This window comes from Streptomyces sp. NPDC032126, from assembly GCF_055580085.1.
The window spans coordinates 599,124-614,103 of sequence record NZ_JBVIMA010000005.1 but is presented as its reverse complement, the minus strand read 5'-3'; the positions used below and the strand labels follow the sequence as shown (position 1 = coordinate 614,103).

10 protein-coding genes are annotated in these 14,980 nt (G+C 73.0%); 6 read left to right on the top strand and 4 right to left on the bottom strand.

Translation table 11 applies throughout. From position 1 onward, the window contains the following. Positions 1 to 74 precede the first annotated feature (74 nt). The 3 genes from ACZ5NW_RS22165 (at position 75) to ACZ5NW_RS22155 (ending at position 2,997) form a co-directional block, all read left to right on the top strand. On the top strand, positions 75 to 950 hold the full coding sequence (locus ACZ5NW_RS22165; RefSeq protein WP_468745590.1) for a helix-turn-helix transcriptional regulator: 876 nt from the start codon (positions 75 to 77) through the stop codon (positions 948 to 950). Between the two features lie 89 nt (positions 951 to 1,039). Next, positions 1,040 to 2,335, top strand: coding sequence for a sensor histidine kinase (locus ACZ5NW_RS22160; RefSeq protein ID WP_468745589.1), 1,296 nt, complete (start codon positions 1,040 to 1,042; stop codon positions 2,333 to 2,335). Further along, positions 2,332 to 2,997: a response regulator gene (locus tag ACZ5NW_RS22155; RefSeq protein ID WP_468745588.1), complete on the top strand. Its 666-nt coding sequence runs from the start codon at positions 2,332 to 2,334 to the stop codon at positions 2,995 to 2,997. The genes ACZ5NW_RS22160 and ACZ5NW_RS22155 overlap by 4 nt, the downstream gene beginning before the upstream one ends. A 120-nt stretch (positions 2,998 to 3,117) precedes the next feature. On the opposite strand, the gene ACZ5NW_RS22150 is transcribed toward ACZ5NW_RS22155, so the two are convergent. Further along, positions 3,118 to 4,611: an MFS transporter gene (locus ACZ5NW_RS22150; RefSeq protein WP_468745587.1), complete on the bottom strand. Its 1,494-nt coding sequence runs from the start codon at positions 4,609 to 4,611 to the stop codon at positions 3,118 to 3,120. A gap of 87 nt (positions 4,612 to 4,698) precedes the next feature. Here ACZ5NW_RS22150 and ACZ5NW_RS22145 point away from each other — a divergent pair, with 87 nt between their 5' ends. Further along, entirely contained in the window at positions 4,699 to 5,109 is a 411-nt protein-coding gene (locus ACZ5NW_RS22145; RefSeq protein WP_468745586.1) for a MarR family winged helix-turn-helix transcriptional regulator, read from the top strand. Positions 5,110 to 5,121: 12 nt separating this feature from the next. Here the strand turns inward: ACZ5NW_RS22145 and ACZ5NW_RS22140 are convergent, their stop codons facing one another. Further along, on the bottom strand, positions 5,122 to 5,859 hold the full coding sequence (locus tag ACZ5NW_RS22140) for a maleylpyruvate isomerase family mycothiol-dependent enzyme (protein WP_468745585.1): 738 nt from the start codon (positions 5,857 to 5,859) through the stop codon (positions 5,122 to 5,124). Positions 5,860 to 6,028: 169 nt separating this feature from the next. Next, positions 6,029 to 7,468 carry an MFS transporter gene (locus ACZ5NW_RS22135; protein WP_468745584.1) on the bottom strand — a complete coding sequence of 480 codons (1,440 nt, stop codon included), beginning with the start codon at positions 7,466 to 7,468 and terminating at the stop codon, positions 6,029 to 6,031. A 133-nt stretch (positions 7,469 to 7,601) separates the two neighbouring features. Here ACZ5NW_RS22135 and htpG point away from each other — a divergent pair, with 133 nt between their 5' ends. Both htpG and ACZ5NW_RS22125 read left to right on the top strand, forming a co-directional pair. Then, positions 7,602 to 9,512, top strand: a complete 1,911-nt coding sequence (gene htpG, locus ACZ5NW_RS22130; RefSeq protein ID WP_468745583.1) for a molecular chaperone HtpG — start codon at positions 7,602 to 7,604, stop codon at positions 9,510 to 9,512. A gap of 167 nt (positions 9,513 to 9,679) precedes the next feature. After that, positions 9,680 to 10,711, top strand: a complete 1,032-nt coding sequence (locus ACZ5NW_RS22125) for an MSCRAMM family protein (protein WP_468745582.1) — start codon at positions 9,680 to 9,682, stop codon at positions 10,709 to 10,711. Here ACZ5NW_RS22125 and ACZ5NW_RS22120 read toward each other — a convergent pair. Continuing rightward, positions 10,679 to 14,980 carry an SAV_2336 N-terminal domain-related protein gene (locus ACZ5NW_RS22120; protein ID WP_468745581.1) on the bottom strand — a complete coding sequence of 1,434 codons (4,302 nt, stop codon included), beginning with the start codon at positions 14,978 to 14,980 and terminating at the stop codon, positions 10,679 to 10,681. The two genes, ACZ5NW_RS22125 and ACZ5NW_RS22120, sit on opposite strands and share 33 nt — an antisense overlap.

Here is a 14,980-nt window from a genome sequence, read left to right as displayed (position 1 = left end):
GTAGGACCGCCAGTACCAGGCACGAAGGCGCGGGCGATCCGCACGAACGGCCGCGCGGCGGACACAATGGGCGAGTGGACGAGACCCTTGGCACCGCACTGCGCCGCTGGCGCGACCGGCTTTCTCCCCTCGATGTCGGGCGGCCGTCGCGGCCCGGACGCCGTGCGGTGGGGTTGCGACGCGAGGAGCTCGCCGAGCTCGCCGGGCTGTCGGTCGACTATGTGGTGCGACTGGAGCAGGGGCGCGCCACTAGCCCGTCGGCGCAGGTCGTCGCGAGCCTGGCCAGGGCCCTGCAACTGCAACCCGCGGAGCGCGATCACGCCTACCGGCTGGCCGGCCTCCTCCCTCCCCCGGAGGGGACGATCTCCACGCATGTTCCCGTCGGGGTCCAACGGATGCTGGCTCGCCTCGGGGAGTTCCCCGTGGGCGTGTTCAGCGCCGACTGGACCCTGCTGACCTGGACCCCCGCCTGGGCGGCGCTGCTGGGCGATCCCAGCGGGAAGACACACGTCGAGCGGAACCTGGCGCGCGCCGTGTTCGTCGAGGGGCCCCCGGCGCTCGCGTCCTGGCCCGTGGTCCAGCAGGACGCCCTGGGCCCCGCCCTCGTCGCCGACCTGCGCGCGGCTCTCGTCACCTATCCCCGCGACCCTGGACTGACCGACCTTGTCGAGGAACTGTGCTCCAGCAGTGCGGAGTTCAGCCGGCTGTGGGACGAGGGCGCGGTCGGTCCGCACGTCTCGGCGCGCAAGACCGTCGTGCACCCCCAGGTCGGCGAGGTGACGTGCGACTGCGACGTGCTCACCGTCCCGGGCTGCGACGTCCGCCTCGTCGTCTACACGGTGGCCGCGGGTTCGGCCGACGCGGAGAAGCTGGAGTTCCTGCGGGTCACGAACGGTGTCCGCGCCGACGGCCCCTCGCCCGCGGGGCCCGGTCCCATCTCCACGCCGTGAGCCCGCGCGCCCGTACTTCCGGGGGAGTACGGGTGATCACCTCGCCCGGCTGACGTCCGATGCCCGCCCCGGCGTCTAGCGTGGCGGACATGGAGGAACAGCGGGAACGGGCCGGCGGTCCGGGCCGGTGGTGGCGTCACGGGCCGCCGTGGCCGCGCCGCTCGGAGGAGGACGGCGAGGGCGGCTTCACGCACCGGCCGCCGTGGTCGCGCGGTGCGGGCGTGGGCGGCGGGACCGGCCGACCCATGGGCCTGCCCTGGCGGTCGACTCTCGTGATCACCGCCTTCGTGCTCATCGGGTCGAACTTCGCGGCCCACGAGCAGCAGGGCCAGCGCGCCTCGCTCGACGTCTTCGCGCGCGTCCTGCTCCTGCTCGCGTGCGCGCTGCTGCTGTGGCGGTGGCGTCACCCGGTGGCCGTGGTCTTCGGTACGGCCGCCACGGCGGCGCTCTACCTCGGCGCCGGATACCCGTACGGGCCGGTCTTCCTCACGGTCGCGGTGGCCTGCTTCGCCGCCGTCGTCGCCGGCCACCGCCGGGCCGCATGGTCGGCCGTGGGCACACTGTGGGTCGTACACCTGCTGGTCGCGCAGTGGCTGTACCGGTGGCTGCCGCCGTCCGGTGACGAAGCCGCCTCCCTCGGGCAGGAGTTCGTCGTCGCCACCTGGGTCGTGGTCATCGCGGCCGTCTCCGAGCTGGCCCGGACCCGCCGGGAGCAGTGGGCCCGCGAGCGGGCCGAGCGCGCGCAGGCCGCCCGGCGGCGCGCCGACGAGGAGCGGCTGCGGATCGCCCGTGAACTGCACGACGTCCTCGCGCACAGCCTCTCCGTCATCAACGTCCAGGCCGGCGTGGGACTCGCGCTCCTGGACTCCGACCCCGAGCAGGCGCGCACGGCGCTCACCACCATCAAGTCCGCGAGCAAGGAGGCGCTCGGCGACGTACGGCAGGTGCTCGGCTCACTCCGCGCCCCCGGGGACGCCCCGCGCGCGCCCGCGCCCGGCCTGGACCGGCTGCCCGAACTGGTGGAGCAGGCCGCGCGGGCGGGGCTGACCGTGGAGGTGACGGGCGAGCCGCCGCGCCTGGCGCCCGGCACGGACCTCGCCGCCTTCCGGATCGTCCAGGAGGCGCTCACCAATGTCGTACGGCACTCCGGTTCGCGGCACGCGCGCGTGGACCTCGGCCGGGCGGGCGGGGACCTGCGGCTGCGGATCGACGACGACGGGCCCGCGACAGGCGCCGACGCGGGCGGCAGCGGCAACGGGCTCGCCGGGATGCGGGAGCGGGCCGCCGTGCTGGGTGGAAGGATCGAGGCGGGGCCGCGCCCGGACGGTGGGTTCCGCGTGCTCGCCGTGCTGCCGCTCACGGGGAAGGCCAGGGAGGACCAGTGATCCGCGTACTGCTCGCCGACGACCAGTCACTGGTCCGGGCAGGCTTCCGGGCGCTGCTCGACGCGCAGTCCGACATCGAGGTGGCCGGGGAGGCCGCCGACGGGGAGGAAGCGGTACGGCTGGTACGCCAACTGCGTCCCGATGTCGTGCTGATGGACATCCGCATGCCGCTGCTGGACGGGCTCGCCGCGACCCGCCGGATCACCGGGCAGGCGGAACTCGCCGAGGTGAGGGTGGTCATGCTCACCACCTTCGAACTCGACGAGTACGTCTTCGAGGCGATCCGCTCCGGCGCCTCCGGCTTCCTCGTGAAGGACACCGAGCCCGACGAACTCCTGCGCGCCGTACGGGCGGTGGTCGCCGGGGACGCCCTGCTGTCGCCGGGGGTGACGCGCCGGCTGATCGCGGAGTTCGCCGCCCGCTCCAAGGAGCCCGCGGCGGCGGACGAACTGGAGCGGCTGACCGAGCGGGAGCGGGAGGTGATGGCCCTGGTCGGCATCGGCCTGTCGAACGAGGAGATCGCCCGCCGCCTCGTCGTCAGCCCCCTCACCGCCAAGACCCACGTCAGCCGCACAATGGTCAAGCTCGGCGTGCGTGACCGGGCCCAACTCGTCGTGCTGGCCTACGAGTCGGGGCTGGTCCGGCCGGGCTGGCTGGGCTGAGGACATCGCCCGTGGGCCCATCCGTCCGTGTGTCGACCGGCGACCCGGGAACGCACAGGCGGGTGCCCGGCGGGGGAAGCGAACCCCGCCGGGCACCCTTGGGGAGGAGGCGCATCCCCCTTAGTCACGGACCGGCACACGGTCCGTCTGCGCCTCCTTCACGGTGGACTGGGCGACCACGACCGACGACGGCGAGGGGCGGCGGGTGCGCAGGCCGGTCAGGGTGATCAGCAGACCGGCCGCGGCGATGCACGTCACCACAACCAGGCCGGGGCGGTAACTGTCCAGGACGGCCTGCGGAGTCGCCCGCTCGGGGGCGCCCGCGGTGACCACCGCCGTCACCACGGCGAGGAAGATCGCGCCGCCCACCTGTACCGAGGTGTTGAGCAGTCCGGAGACCATGCCCTGCTCGTGGTCCTCGACCCCGTTGGTGGCCTGGATGTTGAGCGAGGGGAAGACCAGCGCGCAGGCCGCGCCGATCAGCAGCATCGACGGCAGGATCACCGCCGCGTACACCGGGTCCAGGTCGACGCGGAGGAACAGCGCGTACCCGAGGACCATGAAGGCGAAGCCGGCCGCGATCAGCCGGGGCGTGCCGAACCGGTCGACGATCGCGCCCACCTTCGTGGAGGACACCGCCACCAGCGCGCCCGCCGGCAGGAACGCCAGCGCGGTGTGCAGGGCCGACCAGCCCAGCAGAGTCTGCATGTACAGGGTGGCCAGGAACTGGAAGCCGACGTAGCTGCCGAAGAAGGCCATCGCGCCGAGCTGGGCGCGGATCTGGCTGCCGGAGCGCAGCACGCCGAGCCGGATCAGCGGGCCGGGCGAGCGCCGCTCGACCAGCACGAACACGGTGAGCAGAACGGCGACCGCGAGGAAGGACAGCAGGGTGCGCGCGGATGCCCAGCCGACCTCGGGGGCCTCGACGACGGTGAAGACCAGCAGGAGCATCGACGCGGTGCCGAGGACGGCGCCGGGGATGTCGTAGCCGTTGTGGTTCTTCTCCCGTTCGCTGCGCGGCAGCAGCTTCAGGCCGACCAGCAGGGCGAGCAGCGCGATGGGCGCGGGCAGCAGCATCGTGAAGCGCCAACTGGCCTCGGTCAGCAGGCCGGAGAGCACCAGGCCCATGGAGAAGCCCGTGGCGGCGCAGGTGGTGTAGATGGAGAGCGCGCGGTTGCGCAGCGGGCCCTCCGGGAACGTCGTGGTGATGATCGACAGGCCCGCCGGGGCGGTGAAGGCCGCGCTCAGGCCCTTGATGAAGCGGCTGGCGATGAGCAGCGGACCGGAGTCGACGAGCCCGCCGAGCAGCGAGGCGAGCGCGAAGACACCCAGGGCGACCAGGAAGACCTGGCGCCGGCCCAGCAGGTCGGCGGTCCGGCCGCCGAGGAGCAGCAGACCGCCGTAACCCAGGATGTAGCCGCTGACGATCCACTGGAGCGTCGAGGTGGACAGGTCCAGGTCGGAGCCGATCGACGGCAGGGCCACGCCGACCATCGACACGTCCAGGGCGTCGAGGAACATCGCGGCGCACAGCACCAGCAGGGTGCCCCACAGCCGAGGGGTCCAGCGGACCGCCGACGAGGCGGACACGGGGGAGGGGAGCGGAGTGGTCATGCCGACGAGACTTCCATGCGCGTGCATCGAATGCAAGTGCATTTAATTCGCGTGCAATGAACGCCGCTCTCTGCTACGGTGCCCCGCATGGCGGCGACGGAGGGCGATCGGCAAGAACTCGTGCGGCAGTGGCGGGAGATGCTGGCCCTGCACGCCCGAACCCAGTGCGAACTCGACCGTGCGCTGCACCAACACGGTCTGTGCGCCAGCGACTTCGAGGTGCTCGACGTCCTCGCCGAGTGCGCGGAGTGCATGGGCTACCGCGTCCAGGAGATCGCCGAGCACGTCCACCTCAGCCAGAGCGCGCTGTCGCGCCTCATCGCCCGGCTGGAGAAGGACGGCCTGGTCGAGCGGCGGATGTGTCCGGAGGACCGGCGCGGTGTGCGGGTGGCGCTGACCGAGGACGGGCGCGCGCTGCACGGCGAGGTGCTGCCGGTGCAGCGCGCGGTGCTCGGGCGCATGCTGACGGGCCCCGTGGAACCCGCGTGCTCCGACTGAGGTGACGCTCCGTCAGCCCCAGGTGATCGCGGACGTCTCGCGCCACAGATCGGCCGGCGAGGCGTCCCCGGTGACCGAGGGGAACGGCAGCCGGTTCCACAGGGACAGATACAACTGAGCTACCGGACCCGCCACTTCGCCGTCCGCGGGGCCGTCGCCGTTCCGCTCGGTCACGGGCGGCTCGGGCGACAGGTGTACGGTCCACACCGCGTCGTCGGTGTCCGTCGCCCGGATCCGCAGGACCCGGGGCCGGTCGGTACGGACCCGGCTCTTGGGGCGGGCGTGGAAGGCGCACAGCAGCTCGTCGATGCCGTCGGACGCGAACTCGGCCCCGATCGCGCTCTGTTCGCCGAGCGCCGACTCCGCGTCGACACGGTGCACGGTCGTCTCGTGCGCCTGTCGGCGGGCCCAGAACGCCAGCGGCGACGGGGCGGGCAGGAAGTGCCAGCACGCCACGTCGGGCGGGGCGGCTGAGAGTGCCGCGACGAGCGCGCGATGTCCCTCCCGGAACCAGTCGAGCAGCGCGATGCCGTCGAGGTCGGGCAGCCCGGCGTCGGGGTGGTACGCGGTGCGGGCCTCCGCGACGAACGAGGTGGCCCAGCGGTGCACCATGCCGGTGTGCCGCAGCAGGTCCCGGATCTGCCACTCCGGGCAGGTGGGCACCTTGGCGTCCAGCCCGGCCCGGGCGGCGGCGTCGGCGAGCAGCCGCCCCTCTCGGTCGAGGATCTGGATGAACTCGGGAGTCTCCATACGGGCGAGTCTGCCGGATGAAGCGGGCTCCAGGGGGAGGGCGGCCGGGCTTCCTGGCGTTCACGGGGGAGCGGGGCGGTGACTCGTCCCGCGCACGCGGCGGGGCCGTCCAGCGATGCGGCCCCGCGCCCCCTTCCGGCCCTGCGTCGGCATCCCGCCCCGTCCAGGCTCAGTGCGTCGTCCTCGTCACCGCGACGCCGATCACCGCGGCTGACCCCGCCAGGACCGCCACGCTCGTCAGGGCCGTCGGCAGGGAGAACCACTCCGCCATGAAGCCGATGGCCGGCGGGCCCAGGAGCATGCCGCCGTAGCCGAGGGTGGAGGCGGTCGCCACGCCGCTCGGGCCGGCCAGGGCGCCGGCGCGCTCCACCGCGACGGGGAAGAGGTTGGCCAGGCCGAGGCCGGTGATCGCGAAGCCGATCAGGGCCGCCCAGGCCGTCGGGGCCAGGGCGCCGACCAGCATGCCGGCCGCCGCGAGGGCGCCGCCCGCGACGACCGTACGGCTGTGGCCGAGCCGTTCGAGCAGGGTCGTGCCGGTTAGCCGGCCGGCGGTCATGGCCAGCGCGAAACACGAGTAACCGGCGGCCGCCACCCCGGGCGAGGTGCCCAGGTCCTGTTCGAGGTGCAGTGCGCCCCAGTCGGCCAGGGCACCCTCGCCGTAGGCCGTGCACAAGGCGATCAGCCCGAACACGACGACCAGTCCACGCCCACGGCGACCGGGCCCCGGGGAAGCGCCGGTCCCGGCTGCACGCGGCGTCTCGCCGGGCCTTGATCCGGCCATCCGCAGGCCCTCGCGGGGCCCTGACCTGGCCGTCTGCGGGGCCTCGCCGAGCCCCGATCCCGCCGGCCGCAGGCCCTCGTCGAGCCCTGGTCCGGGCATCTGCGGGCCCTCGCCGAGCCCCAATCCGGCCGTCCGCGGACCCTCGCCGCGCCCCGATCCGGCCGACCGCGGAGGCTCCCCCGCCGCACCCCGCTCCGTCCTCTCCCGTGTCTCCGGTGGGTGCGGTGGCTGCTCGCGCAGGAGTGCGCTGCCGGCCACCGCCGTCACCAGCAGGCTGACCGTCGCGAGGCCGGTCAGGTGTTCCGTGGGGGAGAGGGTGCCCGCGACCAGGCCGCCCAGGCCCGCGCCGAGCATCCCGCCCAGGCTGAAGGCCGCGTGAAAGCTCGGCATGATCGGCCTGCGCAGGGCGGTCACGAGGTCGACGGCGGCGCTGTTGAAGGCGACGTTGATCCCGCCGTACGCCATGCCGAACACGAAGAGCGCGGCGGCGAGTGCGGGCGCGGAACGCGTGAGCGGCGGGAGCGCGACGCTCAGCGACAGCAGGACGGCGCAGACGACCGTCACCGGGTGGCTGCCGTAGCGGCGGCACAGGCGGCCGGTGAGGGGCATGGTGAGGACCGCGCCGGCGGAGACGCCCAGCAGGGCCAGGCCCAGGGTGCCCGCCGAGGCGTTCGTCCGCTCCTTGATCGCGGGGATGCGGACGACCCAGCCGGCGAAGACGAAGCCGTCCAGGGCGAAGAAGGCGGTGAGGATGGCGCGGAGTCGGGTGAGGGGGTTGCCGTTGCCCGGCACGGCACTGTGCGAACGGGTTTTGTTTATTAGCGGCACAAAGTCAGGCTAAAGGCGTTCCGGATCCCCGGCAAGGGACGCGCGAACAACCGCGCCCCCTGGCTGACTTGGTGTTTTACAGTGGCTCTCGGCACAGCCGTCGACATCGGGACCTGTGAGGGACACGCGAAACATGACGACCGAAACGTTTGAGTTCCAGGTAGAGGCCCGTCAGCTGCTCCAGCTGATGATCCACTCGGTCTACTCGAACAAGGATGTCTTCCTGCGCGAGCTCATCTCCAACGCCTCGGACGCACTGGACAAGCTGCGCCTGGCCGCGCTGCGGGACGACAGCCTCGACGCCGACACCTCCGATCCGCACATCACGATCGAGGTCGACAAGGACGCCCGCACGCTCACCGTGCGGGACAACGGCATCGGGATGTCGTACGACGAGGTCGGCCGGCTCATCGGCACGATCGCCAACTCCGGCACCGCGGAGTTCCTGAAGGAGCTGAAGGAGGCCAAGGAGGCCAAGGACGCGGCCGGGGCCGAGGGGCTCATCGGACAGTTCGGCGTGGGCTTCTACTCCGGCTTCATGGTGGCCGACGAGATGACCCTGGTGACGCGCCGGGCCGGCGAGAGCCGCGGCACCCGCTGGAGCTCGCGCGGCGAGGGGACGTACACCCTGGAGCCGGTGGACGACGCCCCGCAGGGCACCGCCGTCACGCTCCACCTCAAGCCGGCCGACCCGGAGAACCAGCTCCACGACTACACCTCCCCCTGGACGATCCGGGAGATCGTCAAGCGCTACTCCGACTTCATCACCTGGCCCATCCGGATGGCGGGCGAGGGGGACGACGAGGGCGGCTCCGGTGCGCCGGAGACGCTCAACTCGATGAAGGCGCTGTGGGCGCGCTCGCGCGACGAGGTGTCCGACGACGAGTACCACGAGCTGTACAAGCACCTGGCCCACGACTGGCGCGACCCGCTGGAGACCGTACGGCTCCAGGCCGAGGGCACCTTCGAGTACCAGGCTCTGCTGTTCGTCCCCGCGCACGCCCCGCACGACCTGTTCACCCAGGGCTATCAGCGCGGCCTCCAGCTCTACGTCAAGCGCGTCCTGATCATGGACGACTGCGAGGCGCTGCTGCCGCCGTACCTGCGTTTCGTCAAGGGCGTCGTCGACGCGCAGGACCTCTCGCTCAACGTCTCGCGCGAGATCCTCCAGCAGGACCGGCACATCCGGATGATCCAGCGCCGCCTCACCAAGAAGCTCCTGTCCACGGTCAAGGACCTGAAGGCGAACGACGCCGAGCGCTACGCCACCTTCTGGCGGGAGTTCGGGGCGGTCCTGAAGGAGGGCCTGGTCACCGACGCCGACAACCGTGCGGCGCTGCTCGCCGTCGCCTCCTTCGCGAGCACGCACGACGCCGACGCGCCGACCACGCTCCAGGAGTACGTCGAGCGGATGAAGGACGGCCAGGACGCCATCTACTACATGACCGGCGAGTCCCGGCAGAGCATCGAGAACTCCCCGCACATGGAGGCGTTCCGCGCCAAGGGGGTCGAGGTCCTCCTGCTCACCGACCCCGTGGACGAGGTGTGGCCCGACGCCGTCGGCGAGTTCGAGGGCCGGAAGCTGCTCTCGGTCACCAAGGGCGAGATCGACCTCGGCGCGGAGGGCGGCGACGAGGCCGCCGAGGGCGAGCGCGAGAAGCGGAACGAGGAGTACGCCGCACTGCTCGGCTGGATGAAGGAGCAGCTCGGCGAGGAGGTGAAGGACGTACGGCTGTCCTCGCGGCTCACCGTGTCCCCGGCCTGTGTCGTCTCCGACGCCCATGACCTGAGCCCCGCGCTGGAGAGCATGTACCGGGCGATGGGGCAGGAGGTGCCGATCGCCAAGCGGATCCTCGAACTCAACCCCGACCACGTGCTCGTGCAGGGCCTCAACCGGGCATACCAGGAGCGCGAGGACCGCTCGGGGCTCGCCGAGACCGCCGAGCTGCTGCACGGGCTCGCCGTGCTCGCCGAGGGCGGGCGGCCGAAGGAGCCGGGGCGGTTCGTGAAGCTGGTGGCGGAGCGGCTGGAGGGCAACCTGTAGCCCACGCGGGGCAGTTGGCTTCGTGGACGCGCTGTCGTCGGCCCGCCGCCGTGGGCACGGAACTTTCACTCCGTGCCCACGGAAAGCCCTGCTTGGTTGAGGTTTAAATGATCTAGGGTGCGGGGGAGTCGTACAGGCCAGCCAACTCCCCCCACGGAGGCCTCCCCATGCCCTCAGCGCACCCCGGGCCCGTCCGATCCCGGCTCCTCGTCGCCCTGGCCTCGCTCACGCACCTGCTGGTGGCCGCCGTGCTTCCGGGGCGGAGGGCGCACAGGCGGGCCGTCGGTGTGGGTGTCGGTGAGGAGGCCGTGGGTGCCGCCGTCGCCGTGCCGTTGGCACGGGCCGTCGCGGAACTGGTCGCCGTGGTGCCCGGACTCGTCGACGACACCGCGGCAGGCGGTGGACGGCCGGTGCGCGGACAGGTGCGCGGCGCCGGGGGCGCCCCGGTCGCGGGAGCCTCGGTGACCCTGATCTCGCTCACCGGGCGGCAGGTCGGCCGCGCGGTCAGCGACTCCGACGGCCGCTACGACACAGCGGCGCCCGGGGAGGCGACGTACATCCTGCTCGTCGCAGCCGACGGCCATCGCCCACAGGCCGTCACCCTCGTCGTGGGCACCACACCGGTCACGCACGACGTGCTGCTCGGCGCGGCGAGCGGGCTGGCCGGTGCGGTGCGCGCGGCGGACGACGGGGCGCCGGTCGCCGGGGCGGTGGTCGTCGTCACCGACGGTCGCGGCGACGTGGTGGCGACCGAACGGACCGACGGGCTCGGCGAGTTCGTGTTCACCGACCTGGTGCCGGGGCCGGTCACCCTGGCGGTCGGCTCGCCCGGGCACCGGCCCCTGGCCCTGCCGGTGGAGATCGCCGGCACCGGCGTCACCCGGATCGACGTCGAACTGCGGCCCGGAGCGCGGGTGCGGGGCACTGTACGGGGGGCGGGTGCGCCGCTGGGGAACGCCCGGGTCACACTGAGGGACGCCGCCGGGAACGTCGTCGCCACGACGACCACCGGGGCGGACGGGGCGTACGCCTTCTCCGACCTGGACGACGGGCAGTACACGATCACGGTCGGTGGCTATCCGCCCCGCGCGAGCGGACTCACCCTCGGCGGCGGGGACATCGACCACCACGACATCGAACTGGCCCACGCCGCCGAACGGTTGGCGTCAGCGGGTGAGGCGGTCGGCGTTCTGCCGTGACCAGGCCGCTTCGGTGAGGGCACCGGCTCGCTCGTACGCCTCGGCCGACCGCTCCCAGGCGACGCGGGCCTGGTACGGATCGATCGCCCGCTCGAACGCGATCGCGAGATGCTGCGAGCGCTCCCCGAACTCGTACCAGGACTCGAACTCACGGCTGATGGCGAGCGCCTTCTGGTACACGTCGATCGCCTCGGCGACGCGGTCCGCCTGCGTCAGCGTCCGCCCGAGGTCGTGCCAGGCGCAGCCCTCCCCGTACCGGTCGCCGACGAGTTGGTGGAGGTCCCGGGCCCGGGTCTGGGCGTCCATCGCCTCCACGAGTCTGCGCAGCCGGAGCAGCACGTTTCCGAGGCCGTTCCACGCCATGGCCTCGCCCTGACGGTCGCCGGTCAGCCGGAACAGGTCGATCGCACGGGTGTGGGCCTTCATGGCGTCACGCAACCCCTCCCTCGGCTGCGAGGAGTGAGCCAGCGCCCTGCCGAGCCCGTACAACGCCGTGGCCTCGCCGTTGGCGTCGCTGCTCAGCCGGAACAGATCACCGGCCCGCCGATGGGCGTCGATCGCCGCGCTCACCTGGTCCAGCGCCAGCCGTGCGGTGCCCAGGTCGGTCCACGCCAGACCCTCGACCTGGGGATGTCCGAGGCGGGCGGCGGCCGCCACGCCCGCCTGGCCGACCGCGATCCCGACGTGGAAGAGCCGTCGCCGATGGAGGTAGAGCGCCAGGTGATGGGCCAGAGAGGCCGTCAGATGGGCCTCGTCCCTCCCTCGTTCCCAGAGCGCGGCGGCCACCAGGCTTGGCCGTTCCGCGTCCAGCCAGGCCCAGGCCTGCGACCGGGTAGCGAAGTCGTGCTGCCTCTCTCCGTCCGGCAGCGGGTGCGTCAGCCAGGACACCGCCCTGCCCGCCGTGGAGTTGTAGTGGATCAGGAGGCGGCCGCGCGCGGCGTCCGCCTCCTGCGCCTCTGCGGGATCGGCGGACGTGATCGCCGTCAGATACGGCCGCATCAGGTCGAACAGACGCCAGCGGTCCTCCTCGTCGGACGGCACCGGAGTGACGAGGTGATGCGCGGCCAGCTCCTCCATCCGCCTTGGCGCGACGAGATCGGCGGCCAGTACGTCAAGGGTCTCCTCCCCGATCTCCGACGTGGGGATCTGAGCCAACAGCCTTAGCAGTCGCCGCTGTTCGGGGTCGAGCCGCTCGTAGGCGTCGTTGAGAAGGGGACGCACGCCGAGTGTCTCCGTACGGTCGGGGGCCGCTCGGAGCTGTTCCACCAGGGAACTGACGGACCGCTCACGCCGTCGGCACAGCAGGGCCGCGGCCGTGTGCAACGCCGGCGGGAAGTGGCCGCAGAGCTCGGCGAGTTCGACGAGGGCGGTCGGCTCGCGGACGGCCCTGTCGTCGCTCTCGTCCGCGTCGGTGAGGCACCGGCCCAGCAGAGTCCAAGAATCGCTGGGCAGGAGTACGTCGAGTTCCATCACACGGATGCCGGCGAGGTCCGGGCGGTTCCGCGTGGTGACGAGGACCCGATGGCCCGCCTCACGCGGTGACAAGTGCAGGAACTGGCCCGGGAGCGTGGCGTCGTCCAGCACCACGAGGGTCGGCTTGAGTCTCGCGAGCGTCTTCCGGTACAGGGCGTACCGCTGCTCCGGGTCCGGAGGTGGTTCGCCCGCGCCGAGCGCGTCGAGGAGGGCGGCGACCGCGTCGTCGGCGGTGACCGGTGTTCCATCGTGCCCGCGCAGATCGAGGAAGAGGATCCCGCCGGGGAACCAGCCCTGGTCGCGTGCCAGGTGGACCGCTTCGAGGGCCAGGGCGGTCTTGCCGACGCCTCCCATACCGGAGACGACGTGGATCGAGGGCCCGTCGACGTCGACAAGTGCGGCGAACAGTTGGCGCACTTCCCGATCGCGGCCGGTGAACCCGTGAAGCCGTGGCGGCAGTACGGCCGTCGCCTTCGGCGAGGGAGGTGTGGGCGGCGGGGAATCGGCGCCCGAAGAGCCGGCGGGTCTCATCGCGCGGAGGACCTTGACGGCGACCGCCGCCGCATGGGCGGCTGTTTCGTCGAGGGGCGTGTCGCCGTCGCGGACCCCTCGGATGACCAATGTGTCGACGCCGATGGGATGGTACGGGGGAATGGCCACCTCCAGACCCGTGGCGGTGAGTACCTCGGCAGACTGGTCGGGATCCCCGACCTTCGACGTGCCCGCGGTGATCGGCCGGAAGGCGACGTGCTGGTCGCCCTGCAGGGCGCTTCGGGCGGCCCGCTCAAGGTCGTTCAAGGGCGGACCGTACGTCAACCCCCTGACGTACGGTTCGGGTCCCTGACGCAGCTGGTACACCCGTCCGCCGACGACGACCTCGGCGGGCGGGAGGACGTCCTCGTCCCGTGGGTCCGTGATGCCGACGGACAGCGCCACCTCGGGCCGGAACCCGGCCACGGCACTGCTGACGAACGGCGTACCTGAGTCCAGCGCCACCACCAGAGCCACGGTCCACACGGAGCCGGGCAGCCGTCCGGAACACAGGGACCACGCCCAGGCGGGCGGCTCGTGCTCCGCCTTGTCGGTCAAGTGGGCCCGCACCGCCTCGTACACGACCAGCATGGACGTGACGATGAGCGCGACCGGGCCCTCGCCGTCCGTGGTCTCGTGCGCCTCGTCGTCCTCCTCCAGCAGCGCCTCGATCTCGTCGAACCCCAGCCTGGTCAGCAGCGACGCGCCGAGCCGGGCGAACGCCCGCATCCCCCCGCCGTCGCCCGCCGGGTCCCCGGACGGCGAGGGAGACAGCAGCCATGTCGGGAAGTCCGGTGACCGGCCCACCAGTTGCTCCAGTCGCTCGCCCACCCGGCGGCTGGAGTCGACGAGTTCGGCCAGCGGCACGGCGTCCAGCAGCAGATCCTTGGCCTCGGGGGTGAAGTCGAACAGCCGCTGCTTCGCGGGTCCTTGGCGACCGGGCCGGGCCACCGGACGCAGCAGCCCGCTGAGGAACACCTCGGCCAGCGCGCTGGTGCCGGCGTACTCGGGCAGACAGGACTGGATCAGCTGCATGACCGGGACCGTGACGGGCGACACCGCCGCGAGATGGGCGGCGAGCCGCACCGCCGTGGGAGACGCGGTGCGCGCGAAGGCGTGGGCGCCGTCGTCGGCGGTGAGGGGGCGGCCCATGGCGGCGGGCCGGGGTTCCCACAGGCGCAGCGGGACCGGGCGGCCGACGGTGGTGATCGCGGCGGTCCAGGCGGCGAGCCCCGGGGCCGTCAACTCGACCACGGGTACGGGGACATGGGTGAACGGCGACACGGCCGGGGGCAGGACGGGGTCGGTGACCTGCCAGACGGCGTTGGGGGAGCCCGCGCGGGGCACGGTGACCTGCCAGGTGTCCGCGGCCACCCCGGTGCCGGACCAGAGGTGGCGGGGCAGGACGTGCAGGACGGCGGTCGGCCCGGCTTTGGCCCACTGCTCCAGCGGGGCCCGCATCCGCCCGTCCCGCCAGGCCGCCGCCGTACCGTCGGTGACCACCAGGACGAGGGTGCGTCCGGAGGGGTCGTTCAACGCGGCCGGCGGCAGGCCGCGGCCCGTACCTCCGCTCCACGGGGAGGTGAGCGTCGGTCCCGCGGTCCCGGACGGCCCGGCACCGTAGGTGAGTTGGTGGACCTCGGTGCGCAGGAAGGCGCCACTGCGTTCCAGGGCGGCCAGGAGTTCGCCGCAGTGCCGCTCCCACAGCACCATCGACGCCTCCCCGTCGATGATCAGGGCGAGCCGCAGCCAGCGTTCGGGCAGGGCCCTGAGGACGACGAGCGGGATCCTCGTCTCGGCCTGCGCGGCGGCCGTGGCCGCCTCGTCGAGTTCGGTGCGGACGGTGCTGGGGACACGGCGTTTCAGGGCGCGCAGGGAGCGGCCGAGCGCGAGCCCGTCGCCGAGGGCCTTGCCGCCGGGCAGCCGGAGCGCGCCCCGGGAGCGGGCCGCCGGGGACGGGGACGCGGTGACCGGAGCCGACGGGCCCGGCGCCGGAGCCCGGGCGACACGCGCACGCGCGCGCGGTGCGTCGGCCGGCGGCTCCGGTCGGGGTACGGCGGTCCGCTCGGCCGGGGTGTCGGCCGGAGGCGGTGCGGGAGCCGCCGGCAGCGCCGGGTCCGCCTCCTCCTGGGCCCGCAGCAGGGCGGACAGCGGCGCGTCGGTGTCCCGGGGCAGCCGTCCGGCCAGCCACAGCGCGTCCAGCAGCTCCTCGTCGCCGAGGTGCAGGCCGGCCCCGTCGAGGACGCTCCGCAGCTCCCTGAACAC

Excerpts from the sequence above, each read along its gene's own strand:
- ACZ5NW_RS22160 (WP_468745589.1), top strand. The coding sequence starts at position 1,040 with ATGGAGGAACAGCGGGAACGGGCCGGCGGTCCGGGCCGGTGGTGGCGT.
- ACZ5NW_RS22150 (WP_468745587.1), bottom strand. The coding sequence starts at position 4,611 with ATGACCACTCCGCTCCCCTCCCCCGTGTCCGCCTCGTCGGCGGTCCGC.
- ACZ5NW_RS22145 (WP_468745586.1), top strand. The coding sequence starts at position 4,699 with ATGGCGGCGACGGAGGGCGATCGGCAAGAACTCGTGCGGCAGTGGCGG.
- ACZ5NW_RS22140 (WP_468745585.1), bottom strand. The coding sequence starts at position 5,859 with ATGGAGACTCCCGAGTTCATCCAGATCCTCGACCGAGAGGGGCGGCTG.
- htpG (WP_468745583.1), top strand. The coding sequence starts at position 7,602 with ATGACGACCGAAACGTTTGAGTTCCAGGTAGAGGCCCGTCAGCTGCTC.
- ACZ5NW_RS22125 (WP_468745582.1), top strand. The coding sequence starts at position 9,680 with ATGCCCTCAGCGCACCCCGGGCCCGTCCGATCCCGGCTCCTCGTCGCC.